The 25,327-nt window shown below is 71.2% G+C and carries 22 protein-coding genes; 15 read left to right on the top strand and 7 right to left on the bottom strand.

The annotated features are described in order from the left end of the window. Positions 1–128 precede the first annotated feature (128 nt). Complete coding sequence (locus QT196_RS22495; protein ID WP_266737826.1) at positions 129–1,322, top strand: alpha/beta hydrolase; 1,194 nt, start codon at positions 129–131, stop codon at positions 1,320–1,322. An 86-nt stretch (positions 1,323–1,408) separates the two neighbouring features. Here the strand turns inward: QT196_RS22495 and QT196_RS22490 are convergent, their stop codons facing one another. After that, positions 1,409–2,098, bottom strand: a complete 690-nt coding sequence (locus tag QT196_RS22490) for a TetR/AcrR family transcriptional regulator (RefSeq protein ID WP_266737828.1) — start codon at positions 2,096–2,098, stop codon at positions 1,409–1,411. 131 nt (positions 2,099–2,229) lie between these two features. Between QT196_RS22490 and QT196_RS22485 the strand changes: the two genes are divergently transcribed. Then, a complete protein-coding gene (locus tag QT196_RS22485) occupies positions 2,230–2,928 on the top strand; it encodes a spheroidene monooxygenase (RefSeq protein WP_290355551.1) in 699 nt (232 codons plus the stop codon). Between the two features lie 659 nt (positions 2,929–3,587). Then, on the top strand, positions 3,588–4,037 hold the full coding sequence (locus tag QT196_RS22480; protein ID WP_290355550.1) for a RidA family protein: 450 nt from the start codon (positions 3,588–3,590) through the stop codon (positions 4,035–4,037). Between the two features lie 258 nt (positions 4,038–4,295). Here QT196_RS22480 and QT196_RS22475 read toward each other — a convergent pair whose 3' ends face one another. After that, a complete protein-coding gene (locus tag QT196_RS22475) occupies positions 4,296–5,615 on the bottom strand; it encodes an acyltransferase family protein (protein WP_290355549.1) in 1,320 nt (439 codons plus the stop codon). A 302-nt stretch (positions 5,616–5,917) separates the two neighbouring features. Beyond that, positions 5,918–6,802, bottom strand: coding sequence for a glycerophosphodiester phosphodiesterase family protein (locus tag QT196_RS22470; RefSeq protein ID WP_168480736.1), 885 nt, complete (start codon positions 6,800–6,802; stop codon positions 5,918–5,920). Between the two features lie 393 nt (positions 6,803–7,195). Between QT196_RS22470 and QT196_RS22465 the strand changes: the two genes are divergently transcribed. The 7 genes from QT196_RS22465 (at position 7,196) to QT196_RS22435 (ending at position 12,947) form a co-directional block, all read left to right on the top strand. Beyond that, entirely contained in the window at positions 7,196–7,864 is a 669-nt protein-coding gene (locus QT196_RS22465) for a response regulator transcription factor (protein ID WP_168480735.1), read from the top strand. A gap of 134 nt (positions 7,865–7,998) precedes the next feature. Continuing rightward, positions 7,999–9,123: a histidine kinase gene (locus QT196_RS22460; RefSeq protein ID WP_290356701.1), complete on the top strand. Its 1,125-nt coding sequence runs from the start codon at positions 7,999–8,001 to the stop codon at positions 9,121–9,123. A 277-nt stretch (positions 9,124–9,400) separates the two neighbouring features. Next, positions 9,401–9,874 (top strand): hypothetical protein, encoded by a 474-nt coding sequence (locus tag QT196_RS22455; RefSeq protein ID WP_168480734.1) that lies wholly within the window; start codon positions 9,401–9,403, stop codon positions 9,872–9,874. Between the two features lie 15 nt (positions 9,875–9,889). After that, a complete protein-coding gene (locus QT196_RS22450; RefSeq protein WP_290355548.1) occupies positions 9,890–10,336 on the top strand; it encodes a hypothetical protein in 447 nt (148 codons plus the stop codon). 9 nt (positions 10,337–10,345) lie between these two features. Next, complete coding sequence (locus tag QT196_RS22445; protein ID WP_290355547.1) at positions 10,346–11,023, top strand: response regulator transcription factor; 678 nt, start codon at positions 10,346–10,348, stop codon at positions 11,021–11,023. Positions 11,024–11,028: 5 nt separating this feature from the next. After that, complete coding sequence (locus QT196_RS22440; protein ID WP_290355546.1) at positions 11,029–12,231, top strand: HAMP domain-containing sensor histidine kinase; 1,203 nt, start codon at positions 11,029–11,031, stop codon at positions 12,229–12,231. 140 nt (positions 12,232–12,371) lie between these two features. Further along, entirely contained in the window at positions 12,372–12,947 is a 576-nt protein-coding gene (locus QT196_RS22435; RefSeq protein WP_290355545.1) for a hypothetical protein, read from the top strand. 81 nt (positions 12,948–13,028) lie between these two features. On the opposite strand, the gene QT196_RS22430 is transcribed toward QT196_RS22435, so the two are convergent. The 4 genes from QT196_RS22430 to QT196_RS22415 all read right to left on the bottom strand — a co-directional run bounded on the left by QT196_RS22430 (position 13,029) and on the right by QT196_RS22415 (position 16,454). Further along, complete coding sequence (locus QT196_RS22430; RefSeq protein ID WP_190143764.1) at positions 13,029–13,733, bottom strand: class I SAM-dependent methyltransferase; 705 nt, start codon at positions 13,731–13,733, stop codon at positions 13,029–13,031. Between the two features lie 104 nt (positions 13,734–13,837). After that, complete coding sequence (locus tag QT196_RS22425; protein WP_266737845.1) at positions 13,838–15,115, bottom strand: acyltransferase family protein; 1,278 nt, start codon at positions 15,113–15,115, stop codon at positions 13,838–13,840. Continuing rightward, positions 15,108–16,103 carry an alpha/beta hydrolase gene (locus QT196_RS22420; RefSeq protein ID WP_266737847.1) on the bottom strand — a complete coding sequence of 332 codons (996 nt, stop codon included), beginning with the start codon at positions 16,101–16,103 and terminating at the stop codon, positions 15,108–15,110. The genes QT196_RS22425 and QT196_RS22420 overlap by 8 nt, the downstream gene beginning before the upstream one ends. Positions 16,104–16,301: 198 nt before the next feature. After that, positions 16,302–16,454 carry a hypothetical protein gene (locus QT196_RS22415; RefSeq protein WP_168480726.1) on the bottom strand — a complete coding sequence of 51 codons (153 nt, stop codon included), beginning with the start codon at positions 16,452–16,454 and terminating at the stop codon, positions 16,302–16,304. A 538-nt stretch (positions 16,455–16,992) separates the two neighbouring features. Here QT196_RS22415 and QT196_RS22410 point away from each other — a divergent pair. The 5 genes from QT196_RS22410 (at position 16,993) to QT196_RS22390 (ending at position 25,052) form a co-directional block, all read left to right on the top strand. Next, complete coding sequence (locus QT196_RS22410; protein WP_266737849.1) at positions 16,993–19,962, top strand: BTAD domain-containing putative transcriptional regulator; 2,970 nt, start codon at positions 16,993–16,995, stop codon at positions 19,960–19,962. A 129-nt stretch (positions 19,963–20,091) separates the two neighbouring features. Further along, on the top strand, positions 20,092–21,270 hold the full coding sequence (locus QT196_RS22405; RefSeq protein ID WP_168480724.1) for a cytochrome P450: 1,179 nt from the start codon (positions 20,092–20,094) through the stop codon (positions 21,268–21,270). A 117-nt stretch (positions 21,271–21,387) separates the two neighbouring features. Next, positions 21,388–22,932, top strand: coding sequence for a tryptophan halogenase family protein (locus tag QT196_RS22400; RefSeq protein WP_168480723.1), 1,545 nt, complete (start codon positions 21,388–21,390; stop codon positions 22,930–22,932). Between the two features lie 144 nt (positions 22,933–23,076). Beyond that, positions 23,077–23,655, top strand: a complete 579-nt coding sequence (locus QT196_RS22395) for a flavin reductase family protein (protein WP_168480722.1) — start codon at positions 23,077–23,079, stop codon at positions 23,653–23,655. Next, positions 23,649–25,052: a cation:proton antiporter gene (locus tag QT196_RS22390; protein WP_290355544.1), complete on the top strand. Its 1,404-nt coding sequence runs from the start codon at positions 23,649–23,651 to the stop codon at positions 25,050–25,052. Before QT196_RS22395 ends, QT196_RS22390 begins: the two co-directional genes overlap by 7 nt. Positions 25,053–25,327 lie beyond the last annotated feature (275 nt).

Genomic DNA, 25,327 nt, shown 5'->3' with positions numbered 1-25,327 from the left:
GTGCTGGGAAGACACCGGTGAGGTGGGGCGGCCGCCCCGGGAGCGGTGCGTGCGGACTGAAGGTCGCGCGCAGACGGCCGTTGTCCATTCGTCCATTCGTCCATTCGTCACGAACGAGGAGTGCCCGTATGAGCGTTCAGCCCGAGATGCCGCCCCGGACCGCGATGCAGCACGGAACCGCGATGCAGCGCCGGACCGCGATGCGGGTGCATCCCGAACTGCGAACGGCCTTCGAGTCGTTGCCGCAGTTCTCCGATCCGTACGAGGACATCGCGGCAACGCGGGAGGGGTTCCACGCGATGCTGACCGCCGTTCCGGCCGACCGTACGGGCGTGGACAGCGAGCGGTTCGAGATCCCGCGGGCGGACGGCAGTGCGCTGATGGTCGAGGTCTACCGTCCGGAGGGCGGGGCGGGCAGCGGCGGGGGTGAGGATGCCGCACCGGGACAGGACGCGCGGACGGCCGACGGCGGTGCCGGGCGCGCCCTGCCCGCCGTACTGCACTTCCACGGTGGCGGGTACGCCCTCGGCCGCTCGTTGCCGGGGCAGGACCGCGCGGCGATCGCGCTCTGCCGGGAACTGCCCGCCGTCGTCCTCACCGTCGAATACCGCCTCGCCCCGGAGCACCGCTATCCGGCCGGGGTGGAGGACTGCTATCTCGCCCTGGAATGGGCGGCGGAGCGAGCCGCCGGGCTGGGCATCGATCCCGCCCGGATCGCCCTCACCGGCAAGTCGGCAGGCGGCGGGCTCAGCGCCGCGGTCGCGCTGATGGCCCGGGATCGTGGCGGCCCGGCGATCGTCCACCAGTCGCTGTGTGTGCCTGATCTGGACGACCGGGTCGGGGCGGTCGGGGCGGCGGATGGCGAGGCGGCAGATGGCGGGGAGACGTATGCCGGGTGGGCGGATGGCGAGGCTGCGGATGGCGAGGCGGCGGATGCCGGGTGGGCAGGTGGCGAGGGGGCCGATGGCGACGGGGCGTTGGGCGCGCGGGTGACCACCGGGCGGAGCGTGCAGAGATCGTGGGCGCACTATCTGCCGGAGGGGATGGCCGCGGCTGATGCGTATGCCGCGGCGGCCCGCGCCACCGATCTGTCGGGGCTGCCGCCGGCCTATGTGCTGGTCTGTGACCTCGATCCGATGCGCGATGCGGGGCTGGCGTATGCCCGGCGGCTGATGGACGCCGGGGTTCCGGTCACCGTCCGCAATGTGCCCGGTGCCTGGCACGGCTTCGAGCTGTTCGCACCGGAGACGCGGGTGGCGAGGGAGATGACGGCGCACTGGACGGGGCAGTTGAGGGCGGCGCTGTATCCGGTGGTCGGCTGACTCTTCAGCTGGTGGTGGGCTGAACGCCCTCTCCGGTGGTGGGTTGAACCGGGCGCCGGGACCTGTCCCGCGCGGAGCGCTGGGGCTCAGCCTGCGGTGCCCGGCGCCTTGGGGCTCGATGTCTCGGGACTTGATGCCTCGGGACTTGGTGCGTCGGGGCTCGGCGCCTCGGGGCTCGGGCGCTCGACGGTGGAGATCAGGCCCCGGGTGATTCGCGTCATCGTCGCGACCAGCAGCTCGCGTGGCTGCTCGGGGCGCTCCAGCCACCACAGGGCGAGCCCGTAGAGCGCGCTGCGGATCGCCTCGCCGAGGGGTTCCAGCTCGGCCTCGGGGAGGCCGGGCACGAACTCCCGGAGCAGCGCCATGTCCGTCTCGCGCTGCCGGCGCTGGAGCTCGCGGTGGAAGGCCGCCACCTCGGCGTCCCCCGTGGTGTCGCGGAACATCATCCGCCAGGTGTACGGGTGGCTCTCCACGTACCCGAACCACGCGTCGTACATCGCCGTCATGCGGGTGTCCAGATCGCCCGCGCCGTGCAGGAGTTCGCGGACCGGGGCGGCGGCCAGCTCGTCGCGGTGCCGCTCCAGCAGGGCGAGGTGCAGCTCCTGCTTGGAGTCGAAGTGGCGGTAGAGCATCGGCTTGCTCAGGCCCGCCTCGGCGGCGATCTCCCCGATGGTCGTGCCCGCGAAGCCGCGCTCGGCGAACAGCCGGGCCGCGGCGTCCTCGATACGGGTCCGGGCCTCGGCGCGCGCGGCGCGGTTCCGGTCGATCTCGCTCATGGGGTCCCCTCCCTGCGATCTGGCTCATTTTCGATGGCGTATTCGACTCGCCATGGCCGATGCGATGAAGGATACTGGGTCGTGTACCACTTGGTATACGCAGCAGTAAGTTCGCGATGCGGGGGCTCGTAATGATCGTTTCCGTACACTTCGCCGACGTCGGCGTCCGCGCCGTGCGCAGCGTGCTCCGTGAACGCCCACGGCCGGGCGAGACCCCCGGCCTCCGGTATGCCGAGACCACGCTCACCGGCGCCATCGCGGCAGGTCCGCCCAAGGTGCGCCCCGGCCGCGCGGCGCTGCTCGCCGCGTGGGACGACGATGCCGCGCTCGACCGCTTCCTCGCCGAGGCCCCGCTGGCGCGGCGGCTGGCCGGCGGCTGGCATGTGCGGTTGCGGCCGCTGCGGTTCTCCGGTTCCTGGGGTCCGATGCCGGTCGAGATCGAGCCCGGCATCGCGCGCGACGAGGAGGACGGGCCGGTCGCCGTGCTCACCCTCGGGCAGCTGCGACTGCGCCGCGCACTGCCGTTCCTGCGCGCCAATTCCCGGGCCGCCGGCCGGGCCGCCGACGACCCCGCGATGACCACTTCGGTCGCGCTGGCCCGACCGCCCCGCTTCGTCGGCACGTTCTCCCTGTGGCAGAGCGCCTCGGTGATGCAGCGCTACGCCTACGGCTCCACGCAGCCCGAGCACAAGAACGTGATCACGGACCACCAAGCGAAGCCGTTCCACCATGAGGCCGGGTTCCTGCGCTGCCGCCCCTACGCCGCCCAGGGCACGCTGGACGGCCAGGAGCCGGTGTCGGCGGCGGTGATGGGCCCGCGCATACCCTGACCCGCGCCCATGGGTCGGCCGGGTCCTACGGGGGTGGGTCCGTGGGCCTGGGGGCGCGGTTCGCAAGGGCGCGGTGCGCGGGGTGGGGGCGTGTCCGGTCTGGGTCGGCGGGCGGTGGCGATCTCTGCCGTGCCACGCCATGCCATGCCGGGTGGTCCGTACCGGGCCGGGCCTTCCGTGTCGGGCCGGGGCTCCGTGCCGAGCCAGCCGGCCATGTCGTAGCCCACGCCAATCTGCGAGGCAGACCCTAAACTCGCCGGAAACTGCTGACGCCGGTCGGCGGTCGGCGGTCGGCGGTCGGCGGTCGGCGGTCGGCGGTCGGCGGTCGGCGGTCGGCGGTCGGCGGTCGGCGAGACGATCTTCATGCTGGAAGAGGCGTGAGGGGCCGTGCCCGGGCGGGTGCTCGCCCTCTCGGAGCGGGGCTTCCCCAGGAGGAGCGGAACGCGCTTCAATCCCTGGACGGGCGGGAAAAGTTGGCAGCGGAGGGAGTCGGCCGGGTGAGTGCCGGGACCGGGGCGAGCGCTGGATCAGAGCGGCCTGCCGAACATGGCGTGGGTGCGGAAGCAGGCACGGACGCGGACGTAGGCGCGCGTACGGACGCGGAGGCACGCACGGGCACAAGCAGGCACGCGAACGCAGGCACGGGACCGGAGGCACGCATGGACACGGACGCAGGCACGGCCGCCGACGCAGGCCTCGCCGTAGGCGCTGGTCGGCTGGAGCGGGTCAACCCTGCGCATCTTGCGCCGCCGACCGGGTTCAGCCATGGGGTGCGGGCGGCGTTGGGAACGATGGTCTTTTTGGCTGGGCAGACCGCTTTGGATGGGGCGGGGCGGATCGTTGGCGACGGGATTGTGGAGCAGTTCGAGCGGGCGTTGGGGAATCTGCTGGATGTCGCGGCGGCGTCCGGGGCCGGGCCGGGCGATCTTGCCAAGCTCACTGTTTTTGCCGTCGATGTCGCGGACTACCGGCGGCATGCCCGGGAGATCGGCCGGGTGTGGAAGCGGCTGGTGGGTGGCGAGTATCCGGCGATGGCTGTGATCGGTGCGACCCGGTTGTGGGACGAGGCCGCGCTGGTCGAGATCGAAGGTATCGCCGTCGTCCGCTGATGCGGCTGGATCCCGCTATCCCTGCAGTCCGAGCCGGGCCAGCCGACTCCAACCCGGGCCACGCAACTCCGCCCCGAGCCGGACAGCCCCGACCCGGACAGCTCTGCTCCCGACCCAGCCGGCCCCGCTCCCGACACACACCAAGGGCGCCCGCCCCGCCGTCTTGCGGCGGAACAGGCGCCCCTGGCGCTGTTCGTGGACGTACGCCCCGTTCTGGCGTGGTGACGCGTCAGCCCGTGTGGTGTGGAGCGTGGTCGTTCAGTTGCGGCTGCGGGCCATTCCTACCGGGTCCTTTTTGAAGGCCCAGGTCATCTTGGGTTCCATTGCCCAGCGGAAGGCCCGTTGGACGGGTGGTGTGCACAGGGCTGTGACCACGGTGCCCGCGATCAGGGTCAGCACGATCGCGCCCCACGGGGTGTGCATCCACGGGTTGTCGTACCAGTTCCAGAAGCGCGAGCCCTTGGCGAGGAAGCCGTGCAGGAGATAGCCGTAGAGGGTGCCCGCACCCAGCGCCGTGCACCACATCGTGCGGCCGGGGATCCAGGCGAAGAAGCAGGCCACGAGGACGAGGGAGCAGCCGAACATCGCGAGCGTCATCACCGCACCGCTCCACCACGGGGCGGCGAGTTCCTGTGCGGCGTCGCGGTGGTAGAACCACGCGGCGTTCATCCGCGGGGCCGCCCAGTACGCGAAGACCAGTGCGGCCGCGAAGACCGGTACGGCCAGGATGCGCGCCTTCTTGCGGCGTACGAGCTTGAAGTGCTCCGGCCGCAGCGACAGCCCGATCACGAAGAACGGCAGGAACTGGAGCACCCGTTGGAGGTCCATGTCGTCGCCGATGTCCGGGGAGACCGACGCGAGGACGGCGATGGTCAGTGCCAGCGGGACCGGCCAGCGCACGATCTTCCACAGCGGGGTGGTCAGCCGCCAGACGAACAGCGCCAGCAGGAACCAGGTCAGATACCAGGGGTCCGTCAGGCTTATCGGGTAACCCGGATCGTCGTCCGCCCACTTCTTGAAGAGCGTGTAGGCGACTTCGAAGAGGATGTACGGCACGGCGACGCCGGTAATGAGCCGCTGTAGCCGGTCCTTGCGCATATCGAAACTGCGCGAGAAATAGCCGGAGATGATGATGAACGCCGGCATGTGGAAGGCGTAGACGGTGATGTAGAGCGCCGCAGCGGAGCGGCTGCCGTCGCGCAGCGGCTCCCAGGAGTGCCCCATCGCCACCAGCACGATGGCCAGATACTTCGCATTGTCGAAGAAGGCATCGCGCGGCTTCGCCTTGGCATCGGCCTTCGCGTCGGTCTGCGCATCGGGCTTCGCGCCGGTCGTCGCACGGCCCTTGCCCCGGCCTCTGGCATGGGCTCCGGGCTTGGCGTGCGCGCCGCCGCCCGCAGCAGGCCGGCCGGCCGTCGCCGTACCGGAGGTGGTCCGGGCCGGTGCCATCGTCGCCGTGGCTCCGCCGGTCTCCGACGGCGCCGGTGTGCCCGTCCGGTTCAGCGTGTCATGCGACATCTGCCGCGGCGGGGGAAGCGGCACCCGCCGTTCACCGTACGCCGGAAATTCGTTGTTCAAGGAGCCTCCCGAAAGGATCCCAGGGGAGGAACTGGAGCCTGGCCCGCGCCGGGCCGCAAATCGGAACCCAAAAGCCAAATCCTGCGTCTTAGTTCTTTTACGGGGAGTGTGGCGGCGTCGAACATCTCAGGCACCTTAGCCCCGCGGTGGGAATCACGTAAATCCCCGCCGGTCGCGGCCACACACGGCGCATCCGCCCTCCACAGCTCCTTCACGCACCGCGGGCGGCAGGGCGGGCCGCAGCACGGCCCGGCACCCGCGGAGATCTGGACAATGCCGCCTCAATCTCCGGCCGTTGCCCGCTATTCAATAACACCCTCGACCCCTCTGGCCCGCACGGACCGGGCGGTCGTGTTCTTCGCCACGTCCCACGCATAGACCTCCAACGTCCGTCCGTGCGGCCCGCGGAGCCGGTGCACGGCCGCCAGCCAGCGTGAACTGAGCGCAGAAACACGGGGATTGATCTGGTCGGCGAACCGCGCATAGGCCACCAGTTTCCGCACATCGGGCGCGCCGAGAATACCCGTACGCACCTGCGGCGCCAGCTCATGGACGGTTTTTACGCACATCACACAGAAGCTCTGGACCACCAGCCGGCTCCGTACATGGGCGTGATCCAGCCACCCCCGTGTCCGTAGTTCACGGAGGACCTGGGCCTCGATTCCGGGATACTTCTCGGGGGCCTTGATCTCCAGCAAAAGACGCTGCCCGTTATGGTCCAAACGGCGCAAGTAGTCGGCGAGTGTGGGCACCCGCTCCCCCTTGAAGCGCTTGCCGAACCAGCTGCCGGCGTCCAGCCGGGCGATCTCGGCGGCGGTGAAATCCCCTACCCGCCACGGTGCCCGCCCGGGGAACTGCCGGGCGGCGTCGGTCGTCCGCCGCAGCGTGGTGTCGTGAAGCACCACCAGCCGGCCGTCCTTGCTCCGCTGGACATCGTTCTCGACCCAGATGAAGCCGCGGTGGTGGGCGGCGTCGACGGCGGCGAGGGTGTTCTCGGGGGCGTAACGGGAGGCGCCGCGGTGGGCGATGACCCGGGTCGCGGCGGTGCCGGGGCCGGCCCGGGTCCCGCTGCTCGCGAACAACTCGGCGAACTCGTCCGGCGCGAACACCATCGCGGAGGACGAGACCGCGGCCGTCAGCAGGTAGGCGGCGCCGGCGGCGGGGAGCCGCAGTGATCTCCGAAGCATGCGGCCGCCTCCTGGTCCGCTCGCCCGACGGCGCCGGCCGCGTCAGGCATGCCGCTGTCACCTCAACATGCCCGCATCCCGCGCCACCCGCCACGCGAGCCACCGCCGGGCCGGGTCCTCGCCCCCGCCCCAGCAGTCGACTTTTCGCAGGTGAGGTGGGGTGGGAGGGGAGGCGGAGCGGGTGGGTGGCGGCTCCCCGGGCGGCCCTCCATCCGTGCGGTCGGCGGCTTCCGGGGCGGCTTTGGGTGGCGGTACCGGGGGGCCCAAACTGGCGGGCGGCGACTGCTCGGGCGGCCCCCCATACGGGCGGGCAGCTCCCCAGGCCCCCCGCACAGCACCCTCCCCGAGCCAAGCCCCCACTCCGCCCCGCCCCGTGCGGCAGAATTTCTGCCTGTGACGATTCGCTTATTGATCGCCGACGATCAGGAGATGGTCCGTCGGGGGATACGCCGCATCGTGGAGAGCCAGCCCGATATGGAAGTGGTCGGGGAGGCGGCGAACGGGCTGGACGCCGTGGCGATGGGGTGCGCGCTGAAGCCGGATGTGGCGCTGGTGGACATCCGGATGCCGCGGATGGACGGCCTGGAGGTGACCCGCCGGCTGACCGATCCGGCGCTGGCCGACCCGGTCAGGGTCGTCGTGGTGACCACCTTCGACCTCGATGAATACGTCTATCCGGCGCTGCGCTTCGGCGCTTCGGGGTTCCTGCTCAAGCGCTCGGGACCGACGCTGCTGATCGAGGCGGTGCGGGCGGCGATGGCCGGCGACAGCCTGATCAGCCCGTCGGTCACCGTGCGGCTGCTGGAGCATGTCACCGGCCCCGCGGCCGGCCGCCGCCCCCGCCGTCGCGATGCGGTGCTGACCCGGCGGGAGGTGGAGATCGCCGGGAAGGTCGCCGAGGGCAAGACCAATGCCGATATCGCCCGGGAGCTGTTCATCTCCGCGGGCACGGTGAAGACCCATGTGGCGAGCATCCAGCGCAAGCTTCAGGTCCGGAACCGGGTCGGAGTGGCGGTGCGGGCCTGGGAGTTGGGCTATGCGACGGGGCGGACTCCGGGGTGAGGGGCGGGCAGTGGCGGCAAACGGCCGGGCCCGAGGTGCCGCCGGGCGGCGCGGGTGGCGTCGCCGCGAGGGCGGGTGAGGTTCCGGTGCGGCGTGGGCGGCGCAGGGGGTGGTGCGGGGCGGCCGTGGCGGCGATGCTGCTGCCCGCCCTCGTCTCGCCGCCCGGTGCCTGTCTCCCGGCGGTCGTGGCGGCGCTGGCGCTGGGCGTGGCGATATCGGTGTGGCCGGTGGGGCGGGTTTCGCTCGCGCGGGCGGCTTCGGGGCTCGCGGTGCTCTCCCTCGCCGCGGACACCGTCTCCTTCGGGAAGGCCGGTCTCGCCCTCCTCTGGCTTCCGTTCGAGGCGGTCGCGCTGCTCGTTCTCCTGGAGCGGGTGGTACGGCATGTGCCGGGCCCCCGGGTGGGCCTCGTCGGCGGGCTGACCGGCGCCGCCACGGTCCTGCTGCCGCTGCGCTTCAGCCTGCACGCGCCCCAGACGGGGCTCAAGGAGTCGGTGTTCCTGGCCGCGCTGGCCTTCGTCCCGGCCGCCGGGGCGGCGGGCGTCGGGCTCTATCTGCGGTCGCTGGACCGGCGGCGGGCCGATGCCGTGGCGCTGGCCCGGCGTGAGCAGCGGCTTGAAGTCGCCCGCGATCTGCATGACTTCGTGGCCCATGAGGTGACCGGGATCGTGCTGGAGGCGCAGGCGGCCCAGTGGGGCGAGGACGGCGGGCCCGGGGAGCACCGTGCGCTGCTGGACCGCATCGAGCAGGCCGGGCTGCGGGCGCTGGACTCCATGGACCGGACGGTGGCGACGCTCCGAGAGTCGGACGGCCGTACGGCGGAGCCGCCGCCCACCCGGCTGCACGGGCTGGCCGATCTGCCCGAACTCGTGGACCGCTTCGGCTCGATGGCGGCGGCCGAGGTCACGCTGTGCCTGGAGGACGAGGTCGCCGGCGCGCTTTCGCGGGAGGCCGAGGACACCGCGTACCGGGTGGTGCTGGAGGCGCTGACCAACGTACGGCGGCATGCGCCGCGGGCCGGGCGGGTCGAGGTGCGTGCCGCCCGGAGCGCCGACGGGGCGGTGGAGGTCTCGGTCACGGACGGCGCGCCCAGCGGCCCCCTCCCCCGCGCTCCGCGGGAGCCGGGCGGACGCCCGGGCGGCGGCACCGGGCTCGCGGGTCTGGCCGAGCGGGCCGTCGCCGTCGGGGGTGTTCTGGAGGCGGGCCCGTACGGGCAGGGGTGGCGGGTCAGTTGCCGGCTGCCGGTGCCCGTCGTGCGCTGACCTGAAATCGCCGTCTGTGCGGCCGCGTTCACGGCCGGGGTGCCGAGGGCCACGCCGTGAACGGGACGGAAACCCGACCGGACCTCCGGGTGCCGCCCACGCCAACGCCCTGACCTGGGCTTTCCCTTGAGCCGGCGGCTCAACCGGGGCCGCTCTCCCGTATGTAGATCAGGTAACAGCGGTCGATGGGCTGCTGTTACACGGCTGACAGGCCACCGAGAAACGTCGCTCCTAGCTTCATGTGTGCCCCAATGATCAACACGATGGAGCGAGAGCTATGAAGCGCACGAGCACCCCCCGGCGTCACCGGACGGCCATCGCCGCGGCCCTGGCCTGTGCCGCCGCCCTCGGTACGGTCGCCACCGCCGCCGGGGCGCAGGCCGCCGCGCCGCAGCACACCGTGAAGGCCGACACTCCCTACGTCATCAACCACGTCGGCGAGGAGAACGCGGACAAGGGCAAGGCCGAGCGCAAGCCCGAGAGCCTGGTGCTCTCCGAGTTCACCTCGGCCGGGGACCTGCACTGGAAGCAGTGGGACAACAAGAAGGCCGTCGCCACCGGTGACGTCACCGGCATGTGGTGCCTGGAAACCTGCCAGGACAAGCCGCTGAAGGGGACCATCACGCTCTCCGACCCCAAGACCGTGCACGGCAAGAAGGTGTACTCCTCCTTCACTGTGAAGCTGGCCGGCGGCAACGGTGCGTACGATTCCGAGGACCTCAAGGGCAAGCACCCGCTCGCCACCAGCTGACGGAGAAGGCTCCCGATGAACAAGCCCACGGCCCTGGCCACCTTCTGCGTCATGGTGCTGGCGGCCGTGGGCCTCTCGGGGTGCGGCGATCCGGGAAAGCCCCAGGTGGAGGGCCCGGCCCCCAGCCCCATCCAGGCCCGGGGCCCGGTCTATGTCTCCGACAGCCAGGGCCATCCGCTGACCCGCCCCACGGGTTTCGGCCTCACCGAGTTCTCCTCGGTCTCCGGGCTGAGCTGGCGCTCCTGGGGAGCGGCGAAGGCCGAGGCCACCGGCAGGCTGCGCGGTATGTGGTGCATTCCGCACTGCCCCCGCAACGGCTATCCGGCCACCATCGAACTCAGCGGCCTCCAGCGCCGTGAGAACGTCTCGTATTACACCCGCGCCACCGTACGGTCCGCCCATCTCCCGCCGCGCGACACGGATGACCTCAGCGCGGTGCGGCTGCACCTCCCCGAGCCCTAGGACGCCCCGATGACCGACGTGCTGCTCGTGGAGGACGACCCGCTGCTGCGGGAGGCCACCCAACTGTCGCTGGAGCGCTACGGATACGAGGTGCGGGCGGTCTCCGACGGGCAGGCCGGGCTGGCGGAGTTCCGGGACCGGGTGCCCGATGTCGCCGTGCTGGACGTCATGTTGCCGCGGCTCGACGGGGTCGCCCTGGTGCGCCTCATCCGGGCGGAGAGCCGGCTGCCGGTGCTGATGGTGTCGGCGCGCACCGATCCGGTGGATGTCGTCGTCGGCCTGGAGGCGGGTGCCGACGACTACCTCACCAAGCCGTACGACATCCCGGTGCTGGTCGCACGCATACGCTCGGCGCTGCGGCGCGTCTCGAACACCGCCCGGAGCGAGCCGCCCGAGGACGATCCGGTGCTGCGGTTCGGTGACCTGACTGTGGACACCGCCTCCATGGATGTCCACCGGGCGGGCAGGCTGCTCGACCTCACCCCCACCGAGCGCAGGCTGGTGCTGGAGTTCGCGGCCGCACCCGGTGTCGTGCTGTCGCGGATGACCCTGCTGGAGCGGGTGTGGGACTACGCGTGCGGCGGTGACTCCCGGGTCGTGGACGTCCATGTGAAGCGTCTCCGCGTCAAGATCGGCCACGAACGCATCGTGACCGTCCGCGGGTTCGGCTACAAGCTGGCGCCCTGACCCCCATGGGACTCCGTACCAAGACCGCCCTGGTCATCGCCGGTACCGCGGCGATCGTCGCGACCCTCATCGGGCTGCTGGTGCATCAGCTCAGCGCCGGGGACCAGCGGAAGAACGCGGCCCACGCGCTGGACGCCCGGCTCGTCGAGGCGGTGAGCGCCTACGCCTCCGGTGTCGACAACGGTGCCCTGGTGAATCCGCGGCAGCTGCCCGCCGCGCTCCGCAGGACCGTCACCGAGCGCCCCGTACGGGCCACCTGCCTCCAGCACGCCGACGGGCCGAAGCCGGTGCTGTGGGCCGCCACCCGCAGCGGCCGGGACGTTCTCGCGGTCCGGCGCTCCTACGTGCCCCAGGTCCGTGCCCTCGCCGAACTCGACCGGGTGCTGGTCGGCTCCGGTGCGGCCGTCACCGCGCTCGGCTGTGTGCTGGGCATCGTCGCGGCGGCCGGCGCGGGGCGGCGGATCACCGCGTCCGCGCGCACCGCGCAGCGGATCGCGGACGGCGATCTGACCGACCGGGTGGAGCCCCGTGGCAAGGACGAGATCGCCCGGCTCGGCGCCGCCGTCAACACCATGGCCGATGCCCTGAGCGCCCGCCTGGAGGCGGAGCGGCGGGTCACCGCCGATATCGCCCATGAGCTGCGCACCCCGGTGGCCGGTCTGGTGACCGCCGTCGGACTGCTGCCGCCGGGCCGCCCGGCGGAGCTGGTCAGCGGCGGTGTGGACACGCTGCGCAGCGTGGTGGAGAACGTCCTGGAGGTGGCCCGGCTCGATGTGCCGGGCGTCGAGCAGGCGCAGTGCGAGGAGGTGCTGCCGAGCGTCCTGGCGCACCGGGCGGCCGCGCTGGCGGACGGGGACGTCAAGGTGCTGGTGCGGGACGAGTCGGCGGTGACGACCGACCACCGCCGGGTCGAACGGATCCTGGTCAACCTGGTCGCCAACGCCCGGCTGCACGGCGCCCCGCCGGTGACCCTGGAGGTGGCGGGGTCGGCGGTGCGGGTGCGCGACCACGGCCCCGGCTTCCCCGCCGAGCTGCTGGACCACGGCCCCCAGCGCTTCCGGACCGGTGCCCGCGAGCGCGGTGCCGGGGTGGGGCTGGGCCTGACCATCGTCGCCGGCCAGGCGCGGGTGCTGGGCGCCCGGGTGACCTACGAGAACCCGCCGGACGGCGGCGCCCTGGCCACGCTGGATCTCGCTCCTGACAGCTGACGGGCCCGGCCTCCGTCTCCCCGCGTCGAACGCCCGCCCGTAGGCCAAGCGGCCGTACCCGACGCCCTACCGCGGTACGGGTGCGGGGACACCGCCGGGGAGTGACGCGGGTGGGCGCGGGGCGAACTTACTGTCCCGGCATGACGAACCGACCCCCTGCCGCCGTACGGCGCCCGGACGGCTCCGCGGGCCCGCCCCGGCTGGCCGCGGCGGCCCGGCACGCCGGTCTCGCGGTGACCCTGTTCCCCGCCGGTGCCCTGGCAGTCTGCTCCACCCTCACCGGCCACCGGGAGGCCGCCCGGCGGCGGTGGCTGCGCGCCGGGCCGCTGCCGCTCGGCGCCCCCGCGCCGGGCGCCCTCCGGCTGGTGCTGCACGGCGCGCTGACCATACTTCTCGGCGTGCTCGCCCTGCTGCTGGCCGCCGCGCTCGCGCTGGCGGTCGCCCGGGGGCTGCTGTACGGGTTCGTCGACCGGGCCCCGCACGACACGTCCTGGGGCGGCCCCTCACTGGCGGGCGCCTGGCTGGCGCACTTCGCCGTCTCACTGCCCTGCGTCGCCCTCGCCCTGGTCATACTGACCGGCCTCACCCGGCTGAACCGCCATACGACGGCTCCGCTGCGCGGCGAGCGCCGCCCGGTCTGGGCGCTGCCCACCGCGGCCGTGTCCTGCGCACTCGGCCTGCTCCTCGTCGTCGCCTTTGTGCGCCAGCTGCCGTAGTCGCGCCCGGAGCGCCCCGCACACCACGAAGTCCCCCTCCCGGCGCCGGGAGGGGGACTTCGTCAGTTACCGCGAACGGGCTCAGCTCTGCGGGAGGTTGAAGTAGATCATCGGGTTGTGGCGGCTCTCGCGGACCGGCTCGCTGAGGTTCAGTTCCTTCTTCACCTCGGCCAGTCGCGCCGTCACCTCGGGTGCCTTCGCCACGGACGGGGTGAAGAACTCGACGTTCTGGGCGGCCAGCCACTTGATGATGACCGAGCCCTCGCTCATCGGCTTGGGGCGGCGGCCGTGGAAGACGTCGTGGACGCTGGTCGGGGTGCCGGGGCGGACCACCGGGAAGAGGTTGTCGATGTACCAGCGCGCGAAGCGGGCGCCGTGGTCGGCGTCGATGAAGAGGTAGTCGGTCTCCGTCGGGACCTTGGCGAGGTTGTCCCGCAGGTCACCCTTGGTGAACGTCCAGCGGCCCTCGGAGAGTTCGGCCGGCACGTTCTTGACGACGTTGTCGACGATGTCGAACGAGTACAGGTGGCCCGTGCCGTTGTCACGCAGCGCGCTCAGGATCCAGGTGGTGGACCAGCCGCGGAAGGTGCCCACCTCCACGACGACCTCGGGCGCCAGATCGCGCAGAAGCAGGTAGGTGATCTCCGCCTCGTAGTCGTCGAGCTGCGCCTTCACCGTCTCCTTGTTGTCCAGGAGGAACTTCCGCTGCTGGTCGCGCACCGCCCTCAAGTCGTCCGCGTACTTCACGTAAAGCGTGCTTATGGATTCGATTGTGAGGGTGGACATCAATCCTCCGGAGGGAGACGAGTGCGGGTAGTGCTGACGTACGGACAGAAAAGCTTCGACAGGCCGACGCGGTGGCGAACTACCTTCTCATATCTCGTTATTGTTCAGTTATTGCTGCGGTGCGCGCGGGCGGCGTCCCGGTCCCGGAAGGCCGTTCCGAGGACGGCGAGGACCACCACGAACACCGGAATCCATCCACACCGCGCCGCGAGCCAGCCCGCGGATTCCGGGCTGGTGTGCAGACCGGGGAAGGTGTGCCCCAGGCCCAGCGAGACGACGGTGGTGGTGAGCATCGCGGTCTGGTGCCAGAGGAAGACCGTGATCGCCGAGAGGTTGAGCAGGGCCACCGCCGCCCAGAGGAACTGCGCCGGGGTCGCGCGGGTCCGGGGCGCCGCGGTGGCCGGAGCGGTCACCGCGCTGCGCAGAGGGGCGCGCAGCAGCAGGGCCGCGCCGGTCTGTGCCAGGCCGAAGGCGACCGCCGCGACGGTGGGCGGGTTGAGGTTGGAGAGGGCGGAGCCCGGGACGCCGACCATGCTCGCCGGGTAGCCGCCCCAGAGGATCAGCGCCGCCAGGACACCGCCACCGCCGAGCAGCAGCGCCACCGCGCTCCGGCGGCGGGTGAATCCGCCGGCCGCCCAGACCGCGCCGAGGCAGTACGGGACCAGCCAGCCCGCCGGGATGTTCAGCAGGCGGAGGGTGTCGACCCAGCCGCTGTCCGGGAATACCAGGCGCGCGGCGTCCAGCGCGGCCACGACGAGGCAGGCCGCCACCGCGAGGCGGGCTCCGGCCCGGTGTACCAGCGGAGTTGCCGCGAGCAGCAGCGCGTAGACGCCGAGGAACCAGAGGGGGGAGTACGCCAGCCACATCAGGGTGTGGATGGTCTCGTGCGCGGTGCCGGCCAGCACCAGGCCCAGCCAGACGAGTCCCCAGGTGAGGGCGAACGCCGTCGCCGGGCGGAGCAGACTCCGCAGGCGTTGCCTCAGCCAGGTCCGGTAGCCGGTCCCACCGGCGAGCGCCGCCTCGTAACTGCGGGCGCTGACCCGGCCGCCCACCAGGAAGAACACGGCCAGTGGCTGCAATAACCAGGTCGCCGGGGCGAGTCCGGGCCGATGGCCCAGCGGGCTGTCCCCGACCAGGTGGCCGCCGGCCTGGAGGACGACGCCGCTGACCAGCCAGTGGCCCAGGACCACCCCCGTGATCGCCAGCGCGCGCAGCACATCCGCCGCGCGGTCCCGTCCGGCCGGGGTCGCCGCGTCGAGGCGCAGTACGGCCGCGTGCACGCGCTGCCAGGGGGTGCGCCGCGGGGAGAGCGGGCGCAGGGGGCCGGTGGGCGGCAGGGGCGTGCGGGCCGGTGCCGGCGGGCGCAGTTCCAGGTCAGTCATCGGAGACCTCCGTGCCCCGGCCGAGCGCGATCAGGGATATGTTGCGCAGCGGGAGTCCGCCGGGGCGGAGGTAATCGCTGTGGCTGCCGGGGCCCGCGGGGAAGATCCGCGCGCCGAATGCGGCGGTGACGGGGTCGGTGCCGAACCCGACCTGTTCGCCCAGCAGATCGAGGCTGACGTGGGGCACGCCCTCGATCCAGTCGGTGGCTCCCCGGCCCGCCCACACGGGAACCCGGGTGCGCAGTTCGGCCCGGGAGCGGACGCCCGTGCCCGGGCTGCCGAAGAGCACCACGTCCGCGAGGGAGGACTCGGCCGGCGCGTCCATACGGCGCAGGGCGGTCGCGCACACCACGGATCCGTAGGAGTGGCAGAGCAGGGACACGGGGGCCGCGGCGTTCACCGTCCGCAGGTCCCCGATCAGTCCGGCCAGCCGGCGGCCGCCGTCCAGGGCGCGGTCGGTGGACACGATGTCCCGGCTCATGGTGCGCGGCGCCGGGTAGCCGTACCAGGCCACCACCGCGGTCTTCCGGTCCGGCTGGAGCCTGGTCATCTCGGCGTGCAGCGCACTGGCGCCGCCGTGCAGCGAGGCGTAGACGGTGCCCAGTTGGTCAAAGGTGTCGACGGTGGTGTCCGAGCCGGGCACCACGACCGCGATCCGGTCGGCCTGGGCGAGGTCGCCGAGCACCTCCACGACCTGGCCGTCGCCGCGCGGGCTGAAGGAGAGGAAGTGCCTGTCCTCCCGCGCCAGTTGGCCGAGGACCTTGGCCCGGCCGTCGTCGCCCATGTCGCGGGCCGCGCGCCCGGACTCGGTGATGAAGCGGTGGTTCGCCGCGTACCGCGCCGCCAGGTTGTCCCCCCTTACGGCGGGGAGTTCGGGCTGCACCGGCGTGCCCGGCACGGTGGACCGTGCCGCGGCGGCGACCGTCACCACGATGGAGCATGCGGTGAGGGCCATCGCCAGCCCACGCCTGAGACGTGCAGCGCGCATCGCCGGTCGTCCTTCCTGTCCGTTCGGGGAACTGGAAGAGGAGGTTAATGACATGACCGGCGAAAAGAATCACGCTGAGGAGCGCTCTTCGCAGTAGCTCTCAGGTAGGGGGTCGGCTACCCGGTGCGGGCCGGGGCCGCCCCGGCCGGGGCGCGGACGGGCCCGGCGAGCGAGCCCCGGGCTCCCCCTGCCCTGCTGTCAGACCCAGTCCTGGTTGCCCAGGGGATGCGTGGAGACGGCCTGGTGCGAGACATGGGCGGTATCGGGAAACTCTAAGGCGGCGCAGGCGATAAGGGCCGGTGCCAGCACGAGAATGACACGCTGGGTAGTGGCGCCAAGTATCGCAGTCATGATTCCCCCTAGTGAAAACGTGCACGGACGGTGGTCGACCGTCGATGCCATGAGGCATGAATTTATCCGGAGACGGCTTCACTTCGTTATTGGCCGGCTTTTCCGGGTCGGCGGGCGGAAGCCGGGGGCCGTCAGTCCGACAGGCCGGGGCTGCGTGCGGGTGTCGGTCCGGTGAACTCCGGCACAACGAGGCCGGATTCGGAAATCGATCTGCCCAATGCCCCTTTTGTCAACCGGTTTTGATTGTCCGAAAGAGAGGTGCAGCCGGTCTGCCACCTCCGGGCGGTCACCCCGTCCGGCGCCCGCAGGACACCCTCCCCTCATCGGGGGTGCTCCGCAACGGCGGTTCCCGGCCACCGCCCCGCCGCCGCGATGCCCCGTTCGGCAACAAAAATCACGGCGCGAAAGCCCGCAAAAGTGGTGGAGTAGACCTCTGCTCAGGCCCTCGGCAGGAGCCACGCTCAGTGATCGCGTTACGATCCCTATAGTGGCTGGATCACGGGCCTAGCGGTCGTGCTACACGGGGGGTAACACAGCCATGCCAGAAGACCGTTCCATACCTCGCGCCGTCAAATACTCCGTACTCCGACCGCTATTGGTCATCACTGACAGTGGCCGGATCGTAGGGGTCCACGGTCCACGACAGCGCACCATTCTCACCATGCTGATCCTCGCCTGGGGTCGCGTCGTATCGGTCGACAGCCTGGTCGACGCGGTATGGGGCGATGAACCTCCGGCCACGGCCAGGACCCAGGTGGCAATTTGCATCGGGGCGCTGCGCAAGTCCTTCAAACAGACGGGCCTCGACAGCGATGTCATTCTGACGACCCATCCCGGATATCGGCTGGAGACCGCCGGGAGTGAACTCGACGCCCTTCAGTTCACCTCCCTCGTCGCCGAGGCCGCCGCGCAGGTCAAGCAGGGCCGTCACGAACAGGGCCGGGTCCTGTACCGGCAGGCGCTCGACCTGTGGAAGGGGCCGGCGCTCGCGGGGGTGACGGGGCGGCCGGTCGAGGACGAGGCGACCCGGCTCGACGAGCGGCGCTACGCGGCCTATGAGGCCTGGTCAGAGGTCGAACTCGCGCTGGGCCACCACCAGGACATCATCTCCGAGCTGACCACGATCGCGAACAGTTCCCCGCTGCACGAACAGCTCCGGTACAACCTCATGCTCGCCCAGTACCGCGCCGGTCTCCGGGCCGAGGCCACCGAGGGTTTCCGCATGTGGCGGCGCAACTTCGTCGAGGAACTGGGCCTCGAACCGAGCGTGGCCATCAAGGAATTGCACGCGTCCATTCTTCAGGACGACCCGGGTCTGACCCTTCCGGTGCAGGTCAAGCCGATGGTGGTGCCCGCGCAGCTGCCGCCGGACGTGGATCTCTTCCAGGGCCGGGCGGCGGAACTCACCCGGCTCGACCGGCTGCTCGGGGAGAAGTCCCCGCGTATCGGCCTGATCACCGGAGTGGCCGGCGTCGGCAAGACCGGCCTCATCGTGCACTGGGCCCACAAGGTCGCCGCGGAGTTCCCGGACGGTCAGCTGTACGCCGATCTGGCGCAGTACGACGGCCGGGAGCCGGCCTTCGTCGCGGCCGCCCTACAGGGGCGTTTCCTCCGGGCGCTCGGTGTGCCCGGGGACCAGATACCGTCCGACCCCGCCGAACTCGCCTCGCTCTACCGCAGTGTGCTCGCCGACCGGAAATCGCTCCTCGTGCTGGACAACGTGCGTGCGATGCACCAGATCACGCCGCTGCTTCCGGGCAGCGGCCGCAGCTGTGTCCTCGCCGCCAGCCGGGAACAGCTCGCCGCCGATTCCGGCACGGTCCGGGTCGATCTGGGGCTGATGACCTCGTACGAGTCCCAGACCCTGATCACCAAAATCGCCGGTGAGGACCGGGCCACCGCGGAGAAGGCCGCGGTCAACGAGCTCTGCCGGCTGTGCGACGGGCTTCCGCTCGCCCTGCGGATCGCGGCCGCCCGTCTGGTCGCCAAACAGCACTGGTCCGTACAGCACCTGGTGGACCGGCTCCGTGACGAGCACCGCCGGCTCGATGAACTCAGCACCGGCGGCCTGGAGGTGCGGGCGAGCTTCGCCCTCAGCTACCGCGGGCTGACCGAGCAGACGGCGAGGATGTACCGCCTGCTGGGGCTGCTGGACGTACCGGACTTCCCGGCGTGGGTCGGCGGCGCGCTCCTCGATGTCTCGCCGGCCGAGGCCGAGGACATGATCGAGCGGCTGGTGGACGCCCATCTGCTCGCTCCGGTCGGCAGCGACGCCACCGGCACCATGCGCTACCGCTTCCACGATCTGCTGCGGCTCTACGCCCGGGAGCGGGCCGAGTCCGACGAGTCCGAGGACCGGCGCCGCGCCGCGCTGCACCGGGTCTTCCGTACCTATCTCACACTGGCGGAGCAGGGTCATATCCGGGAGTACGGCGGCGATTTCGCGATCATCCACGGGTCGACGCCGCGCCGGCACCTCGATGCCCCGCTCGTCGCCCGGCTCCTCAGGTCGCCGCTCGACTGGTTCGAGGCCGAGCGCCCGTCCCTGGTCGCCTCGATCCTCCAGTCCTGCACGCTGCAGATGGAGGAGCTCGCCTGGGACCTGGCGATGTCCAGCGTGGTGCTCTTCGAGACCCGGAACTACTACGACGACTGGCGGGCGGTCAGCGAGAAGGCGCTGGAGGCGAACCGGAACGCGGGGAACATCCGCGGTGAGGCGGCGATGTGCTACGAACTCGCCTCCGTGGAGATGTTCCAGCAGCGCTTCGACGCCGCCATGCCGCTCTTCAACCGGGCCTTCCAACTCTTCGACAGCGTGCGGGAGGTACACGGGCGCGCGCTGACCTTGCGCAATATGGCGATCACCGACCGGGTGCAGGGCGGTCTCCGGTCGGCCATGAGCCGGCTGGACGAGGCACGCAACACCTTCCGGGTGGTGGGCGACGCGTCCGCCGAGGCGCACACCCTGAACCAGATGTCCCAGATCGAGCTGGAGTGGGGGAACCCGGACGCGGCGGTACGGCTCTCGCTGGAGGCCGTGCGGATCGCCACCGCGCTGGGCGAGACCCGGGGCGCGGCCCAGGCGCTCAACCGGCTGGCCGCCGCCTATGTGAAGCAGCGCCGGTTCGAGGCCGCCAAGCAGTCGTACGACGGGGTGCTGCGGATCGTGCGCAGCAAGGGCGACACCCGCGGTGAGGCGTACGCCCTGATGGGCCTCGGGGAGACCCTGGTGGCCTGGGGGCAGTACGTCGAGGCGGAGAGCATTCTGGCGGACGCGCTGGAGATCGCGGAGCGGGTCGACGACCTCTTCCTCCTCGCCAAGGTCCATCTGGCGCTCGGCGCGTGCAGCCAGCAGCTGAACCAGCTCACCCGGGCGAGCCAGCATCTGCTGATCGCGCGCAACACCTTCCACGAGATCGGCTCCGTGTGGGGGGAGTTGCAGGCTAGCGCGGACATCAGCCGGCTGTCGGCGGAGACCTGCGGGGGGCGGACGCTGCCGGGGCGGTGACCGCGGGGGCGGTGGGCGTGGGGGCGGTGACCGCGGGGGCGGCGGTGAGTGTGGCGGGCCGATAACGCGCGGAAAACGGTGCGGCGTAGCGTCCGCTGCCGTTCGAGCCGGCACCACCGAGAGGTTCACATGACTGTGCGCGACGAGATCGCCGTCCCGGATGCCGACGGCAGCAACACGCTGTTCGACTGGCTCGGCCGGATGCGGTCCGAGCATCCCGTGTGGCAGGAGGGGGACGGGCCCTACCACGTCTTCCGCTACGAGGATGTGCAGCAGGTCATCTCCGACCCGAAGACGTTCTCCAACGACTCCAGCCGGGTCATGCCCCATCTGAAGCCGCTGACCGAGGGCAACATCAACTCGATGGACCCGCCGGACCACGGCAAGCTGCGCCGGCTGGTCAACCAGGCCTTCACCCCGAAGACGGTGGCCGGGCTCGAACCCCGCATCGCGGCGGTGACGAACGAGCTGCTGGCCGAGGTCGGCGCGGAGCGGTTCGACCTGGTGGACGTGCTGACGTATCCGCTGCCGGTGATCGTCATCAGTGAGCTGCTGGGGGTGCCCGCCTCGGACCGGGATCTGTTCCGGGTGTGGGCGGACCGGTTCATCGCGCTCGGCGACCAGCCGATCGCGCCGGAGGACTTCGTCGCCACGTTCCAGGCCGCGACCCGTGAGATGGACGAGTATCTGCTGGGTCATTGCCGGCAGCGCCGGACGGACCCGAAGGACGACCTGATCAGCCGGCTGGCCACCGCCGAGATCGACGGGGAACGGCTCACCGACGACGAAGTCGTGAAATTCACCGGAATCCTCTTTCTGACCGGGCACCTCACGACGACACTGCTGATCGGCAATGCCATGCAGTGTCTCGACAGCCATCCGGACGCCTATGCGGAACTCCGCGCCGACCGCTCACTGATCCCCTCCGCGATCGAGGAAGTGCTGCGGTTCCGCTCGCCTTTCACCACGGTCAGCCGGGTCACCGTGACCGATGTCGAGGTGGGCGGCCGGCTCATCCCGGCCGACCGGATGGTCACGCCCTGGGTGATTTCGGCGAATCATGACGAGGACCAGTTCCCGGACGCGCACCGCTTCGATATCCGGCGGACGCCCAACCGGCATGTCGCCTTCGGGCGCGGCGGGCACTTCTGTGTGGGGGCGCCGCTGGCGCGGCTGGAGGCGGAAGTGGCGCTCAATGCCCTGCTGGACACCTTCCGTGAACTGCGCGTCGACCACGGCCGGGATGTCGCCTATCACGCCCGTGGAATGTATGGCGCGAAGAATCTGCCGATGACGGCCCGGCGTTGACCAATATAGATCGCCCGTTTCCCGATAACGAAGTAAAAATGCACCTGTCTAACTTCTGTGCGTGAATCAGCCCACCCGCCCTTCGCAGGCCCGTTCACGAACAACAGGAGTCACAGCGTGATTAATTCAGTGGTCATTGTCGGCGGCGGCACTGCCGGATGGATGAGCGCGTCCTACCTCAAGGCGGCCTACGGTGACCGCATCAACGTCACTCTGGTGGAATCCGACCGCATCGCGACCATAGGCGTCGGTGAAGCGACCTTCAGCACGGTCCGGCATTTCTTCGACTATCTCGGCCTGGACGAGCGCGAATGGATGCCGGAGTGCTCCGGTTCGTACAAGCTGGGCATCCGGTTCGAGAACTGGCGGGAGCCGGGGCAGCACTTCTACCACCCCTTCGAGCGGCTGCGGACGTCCGACGGGTACACGCTGGCCGACTGGTGGCTCCAGGAGGGCGACCGCAGCGAGCCGTTCGACCGTTCCTGCTTCATCACGCCGGCGCTGTGCGAGGCCAAGCGCTCGCCGCGGCTGCTCGACGGCTCCCTGTTCGCGGGTGGTCTCGACGGCTCGCTGGGCCGCTCGACGCTGGAGGAGCAGCGGTCCCAGTTCCCGTACGCGTACCACTTCGACGCGGCCCTGCTGGCGAAGTTCCTGACCAAGTACGGCACCGACCGCGGCGTCCGCCATGTCGTCGACGACGTGACCCACGTGGGCCGCGACGAGCGCGGCTGGATCAGCCATGTCGCCACCCGTGAGCACGGTGACCTCACCGGCGACCTGTTCATCGACTGCACCGGCTTCAAGGGCATGCTGATCAACGAGACCCTGGAGGAGCCGTTCGAGTCCTTCCAGGACGTGCTGCCGAACAACCGCGCCGTCGCGCTCCGCGTCCCGCAGGACAACCAGGCCACCACCGGGATGAACCCGTACACCACGGCGACCGCGATGGACGCCGGCTGGATCTGGAACATCCCGCTGTTCGGGCGGAACGGCAACGGCTATGTGTACTCCGACGAGTTCTGCTCCCCGGAGGAGGCGGAGCGCACCCTGCGGAACCACGTCGCCCCCGGCCGGGACGACCTGGAGGCCAACCACATCCGGATGCGCATCGGGCGCAACCGCCGCTCGTGGGTCAACAACTGTGTGGCCATCGGCCTGTCCAGTGCCTTCGTCGAGCCGCTGGAGTCCACCGGCATCTTCTTCATCCAGCACGGCATCGAGCAGCTGGTGAAGAACTTCCCGGACGAGCACTGGGACCCGGCCCTGGCCGACGACTACAACAACCGGGTCGCCGAGGTCCTGGACGGGGTCAAGGAGTTCCTGGTCCTGCACTACAAGGCGGCGCAGCGCGAGGACACCCCGTACTGGAAGGAGGCCAAGACCCGCGCCCTGCCCGACGGGCTCGCCGAGCGCCTCGCCATCGGCACCTCGCACCTGCTCGACGAGCGCACCATCTACCAGCCGTACCACGGCTTCGAGCAGTACTCCTGGATCACGATGATGCTGGGCCTGGGCCATGAGCCGGAGCGGCCGCGCCCCTCCCTCGCGCACATCGACCCGACGAACGCGCGCGCCGAGCTCGCGCGGCTCCGGGCGGACGCGGACGAGCTGGTCGCCGCCCTGCCCAGTTGCTACGAGTACATCGCCTCGCTCAACAGCTGAGCCACCGGGCTCACTTCCGCTGCCGACGCCCCTACCCCCAGCCCCCCGGCGGGTACGGGCGTCGGCGCTTCACCCGCCCGTGCGGCCGGGAATCCGGGGCCGGCCCCGGGACGAACCGGCGCCCAACCGGAGGACGACCTCACCATGGCTAGCCTTCCCCCACCCCCGTCCGCACCGGACACGGCCACCCGCCCGGTGCCGGCCGACGACTTCCGTTCGCTGATGGGCGCCTTCCCCACCGGCGTCGCGGTGATCACCACCTACGGGGCCGACGACCGGCCCCGCGGGCTGACGTGCAGTTCGCTGTCGAGCGTGACCACCGCGCCGCCGACCCTCTCGGTCTGGCTGACCACCCGGGGCGAGACCCTGGGCGCGCTGCGCGCGTACGGCGCCTTCGCGGTGAACCTGCTGCACGACCGGGGGGAGCGAGCCGGTGAGGTCTTCGCGCACCGGGTCGCGGACCGCTTCGCCCAGGTCGGCTGGCGGCGCTCGCCGGACGCCGGTCTGCCGTGGCTGGCCGACGACGCCTTCGCGGTCGCCGAGTGCCGGGTGATGAAGCTGGTCGAGGTCAGCGACCACACCCTGGTGGTGGGCGCGGTCACCGGTGTCACCCAGCAGGCCGGGACGCCGCTGCTGTACGGGGCGCGGCGCTTCGCGTCCTGGCCCGGCGGCGAGGTCCCCGCCGCGCCGCTCCCCGTCGGCGCCCCGGTGACCTCATGCTGAAGGTCGTCGCAGGCGTCGTCCTGCTGCTCGGTGCCGTGGGGCTGTGGTGGGGCCGGCTGGGCTCCGGGGGGTCGTCGGCCGAGGTCGACACGACGGCCCGGTTCCTGCTCGCCGTCATGGTGATCATTCTGCTCAGCCATCTGCTGGGCGCGCTGCTGGGCCGGCTCGGCCAGCCCCTGGTGATCGGGGAGATCCTCGGCGGTCTGCTGCTCGGCCCCTCGCTGCTGGGCTGGGTGTGGCCGTCCGGGCAGGCCTGGCTGCTCTCCCCCGAGGTCGTCTCCGCGCTCAACACGGTGGCGCAGCTCGGGCTGATCGTCTTCATGTTCCTGCTCGGCTGCGAGTTGCGCATGGAGAGTCCCAGGAAGGCTGTCGGGACGCTCGGGGTGAGCGTGCTCGGCGCGATGGGCCTGCCGTTCGTGGCCGGGCTCGGGCTCGCGGCGGCGGCCCCCGAGATGTTGCAGGGCTCGTCCCCGCACGCCGTCGGCTACCTCTGCTTCTTCGGGCTGGCCCTGTCGGTGACCGCGCTGCCGGTGCTCGCCAGGATCCTCACCGACCTGCGGCTGGACCGCACCCCCATCGGCCAGTTCGCGCTGGCCAGTGCGGCGGTGGGCGACGGTATCGCCTGGCTCGCGCTGACCGTGATCCTCGCGGCGACCGGCTCCGGTGACGCCTCCGACATGGGCAGCACGATCGCGCTGGTGGTGGCCCTGGTGGTGTTCACCGCGCTGGTGGTGCGTCCGCTGCTGGCGACCGCGGTGCGCCGCGCTGAGGAACGGCCCGGCACGGGGACGCTGCTGCCGCTGCTGCTGGTCGGCGCCATCAGCTATGCCGTGCTGACGCATCTGCTGGGGCTGCACGCGGTCATCGGGGCGTTCCTGTTCGGTACGGCGATCCCGCGTGACTCCAAGGTCACCGAGCGGATGAACCAGCAGCTCCAGGGCTTCACGCTGACCGTGCTGCTGCCGCTGTTCTTCGCCGGTGTGGGGCTCAATGTCTCGGTCGGGGCCCTGGGGCGGGACCCGTGGCACTGGCTGGTTCTCGCCGGCGTCATCGTCGTGGCGACCCTGACGAAGCTCGTGGGTGCCGGAGGCGCGGCCCGGATGATGGGCTACCGGCCGAAGGAAGCGCTGCGCTTCGGTGCGCTGATGAACTGCCGTGGCGTCACCGAGCTGGTGGTCGCCGGCATCGGCTGGCAGCGCCATCTGATCAGCACGACGGGCCTGACGGTGCTGGTCCTGATGGCGGTCGGCACCACCGCGATGACCGGCCCGCTGCTCAAGCTGCTGGGCACCAAACCGCCGGAGCCCCCGCCCGGGGAGACCAGCGGCCCGGCCGGGGAATCCGACGGCCCGGCCGTGCCCGCTCTCCAGGGTGCGCCGGTCCGGGCGGACGCCTGACGCGGGCGTTTTCGCGGCCGGTCGCCCTTTCCCGGCCCGCGCCCTTCGGAATATCGCCCGCGGTCGGCGGCACGATATCTGGCCAATAAGCCGCCGACCTAGCGTCTTGTTCGCTCATGGACAGTACCGAGCCATGACAACCGGCATGGCCACAAGGGAGGTTGCGGTGACGGCTGCGGACCGCGCATTCTGGCAAAGAGTTCTCGGCGGCGGATACACCCCCTTGCCCCGGTGGCCGGGGAATACGGCGGATTCCGCTGCCGTATGCCGCACCG

Source organism: Streptomyces sp. P9-2B-2 (assembly GCF_030406865.1).
GTDB classification, from domain to species: Bacteria; Actinomycetota; Actinomycetes; order Streptomycetales; family Streptomycetaceae; genus Streptomyces; species Streptomyces platensis.
Note: the sequence above shows the minus strand (reverse complement) of the source record. Positions and strands in the feature narration are given on the sequence as shown.

What these genes read in the sequence shown, in the direction of transcription:
- QT196_RS22415 (WP_168480726.1), bottom strand. Translation starts at nt 16,454, where the DNA reads ATGACTGCGATACTTGGCGCCACTACCCAGCGTGTCATTCTCGTGCTG.
- QT196_RS22410 (WP_266737849.1), top strand. Translation starts at nt 16,993, where the DNA reads ATGCCAGAAGACCGTTCCATACCTCGCGCCGTCAAATACTCCGTACTC.
- QT196_RS22395 (WP_168480722.1), top strand. Translation starts at nt 23,077, where the DNA reads ATGGCTAGCCTTCCCCCACCCCCGTCCGCACCGGACACGGCCACCCGC.
- QT196_RS22455 (WP_168480734.1), top strand. Translation starts at nt 9,401, where the DNA reads ATGAAGCGCACGAGCACCCCCCGGCGTCACCGGACGGCCATCGCCGCG.
- QT196_RS22420 (WP_266737847.1), bottom strand. Translation starts at nt 16,103, where the DNA reads ATGCGCGCTGCACGTCTCAGGCGTGGGCTGGCGATGGCCCTCACCGCA.
- QT196_RS22490 (WP_266737828.1), bottom strand. Translation starts at nt 2,098, where the DNA reads ATGAGCGAGATCGACCGGAACCGCGCCGCGCGCGCCGAGGCCCGGACC.
- QT196_RS22495 (WP_266737826.1), top strand. Translation starts at nt 129, where the DNA reads ATGAGCGTTCAGCCCGAGATGCCGCCCCGGACCGCGATGCAGCACGGA.
- QT196_RS22480 (WP_290355550.1), top strand. Translation starts at nt 3,588, where the DNA reads ATGGACACGGACGCAGGCACGGCCGCCGACGCAGGCCTCGCCGTAGGC.
- QT196_RS22460 (WP_290356701.1), top strand. Translation starts at nt 7,999, where the DNA reads ATGCTGCTGCCCGCCCTCGTCTCGCCGCCCGGTGCCTGTCTCCCGGCG.
- QT196_RS22430 (WP_190143764.1), bottom strand. Translation starts at nt 13,733, where the DNA reads ATGTCCACCCTCACAATCGAATCCATAAGCACGCTTTACGTGAAGTAC.
- QT196_RS22485 (WP_290355551.1), top strand. Translation starts at nt 2,230, where the DNA reads ATGATCGTTTCCGTACACTTCGCCGACGTCGGCGTCCGCGCCGTGCGC.
- QT196_RS22470 (WP_168480736.1), bottom strand. Translation starts at nt 6,802, where the DNA reads ATGCTTCGGAGATCACTGCGGCTCCCCGCCGCCGGCGCCGCCTACCTG.
- QT196_RS22445 (WP_290355547.1), top strand. Translation starts at nt 10,346, where the DNA reads ATGACCGACGTGCTGCTCGTGGAGGACGACCCGCTGCTGCGGGAGGCC.
- QT196_RS22450 (WP_290355548.1), top strand. Translation starts at nt 9,890, where the DNA reads ATGAACAAGCCCACGGCCCTGGCCACCTTCTGCGTCATGGTGCTGGCG.
- QT196_RS22390 (WP_290355544.1), top strand. Translation starts at nt 23,649, where the DNA reads ATGCTGAAGGTCGTCGCAGGCGTCGTCCTGCTGCTCGGTGCCGTGGGG.
- QT196_RS22405 (WP_168480724.1), top strand. Translation starts at nt 20,092, where the DNA reads ATGACTGTGCGCGACGAGATCGCCGTCCCGGATGCCGACGGCAGCAAC.
- QT196_RS22435 (WP_290355545.1), top strand. Translation starts at nt 12,372, where the DNA reads ATGACGAACCGACCCCCTGCCGCCGTACGGCGCCCGGACGGCTCCGCG.
- QT196_RS22425 (WP_266737845.1), bottom strand. Translation starts at nt 15,115, where the DNA reads ATGACTGACCTGGAACTGCGCCCGCCGGCACCGGCCCGCACGCCCCTG.
- QT196_RS22440 (WP_290355546.1), top strand. Translation starts at nt 11,029, where the DNA reads ATGGGACTCCGTACCAAGACCGCCCTGGTCATCGCCGGTACCGCGGCG.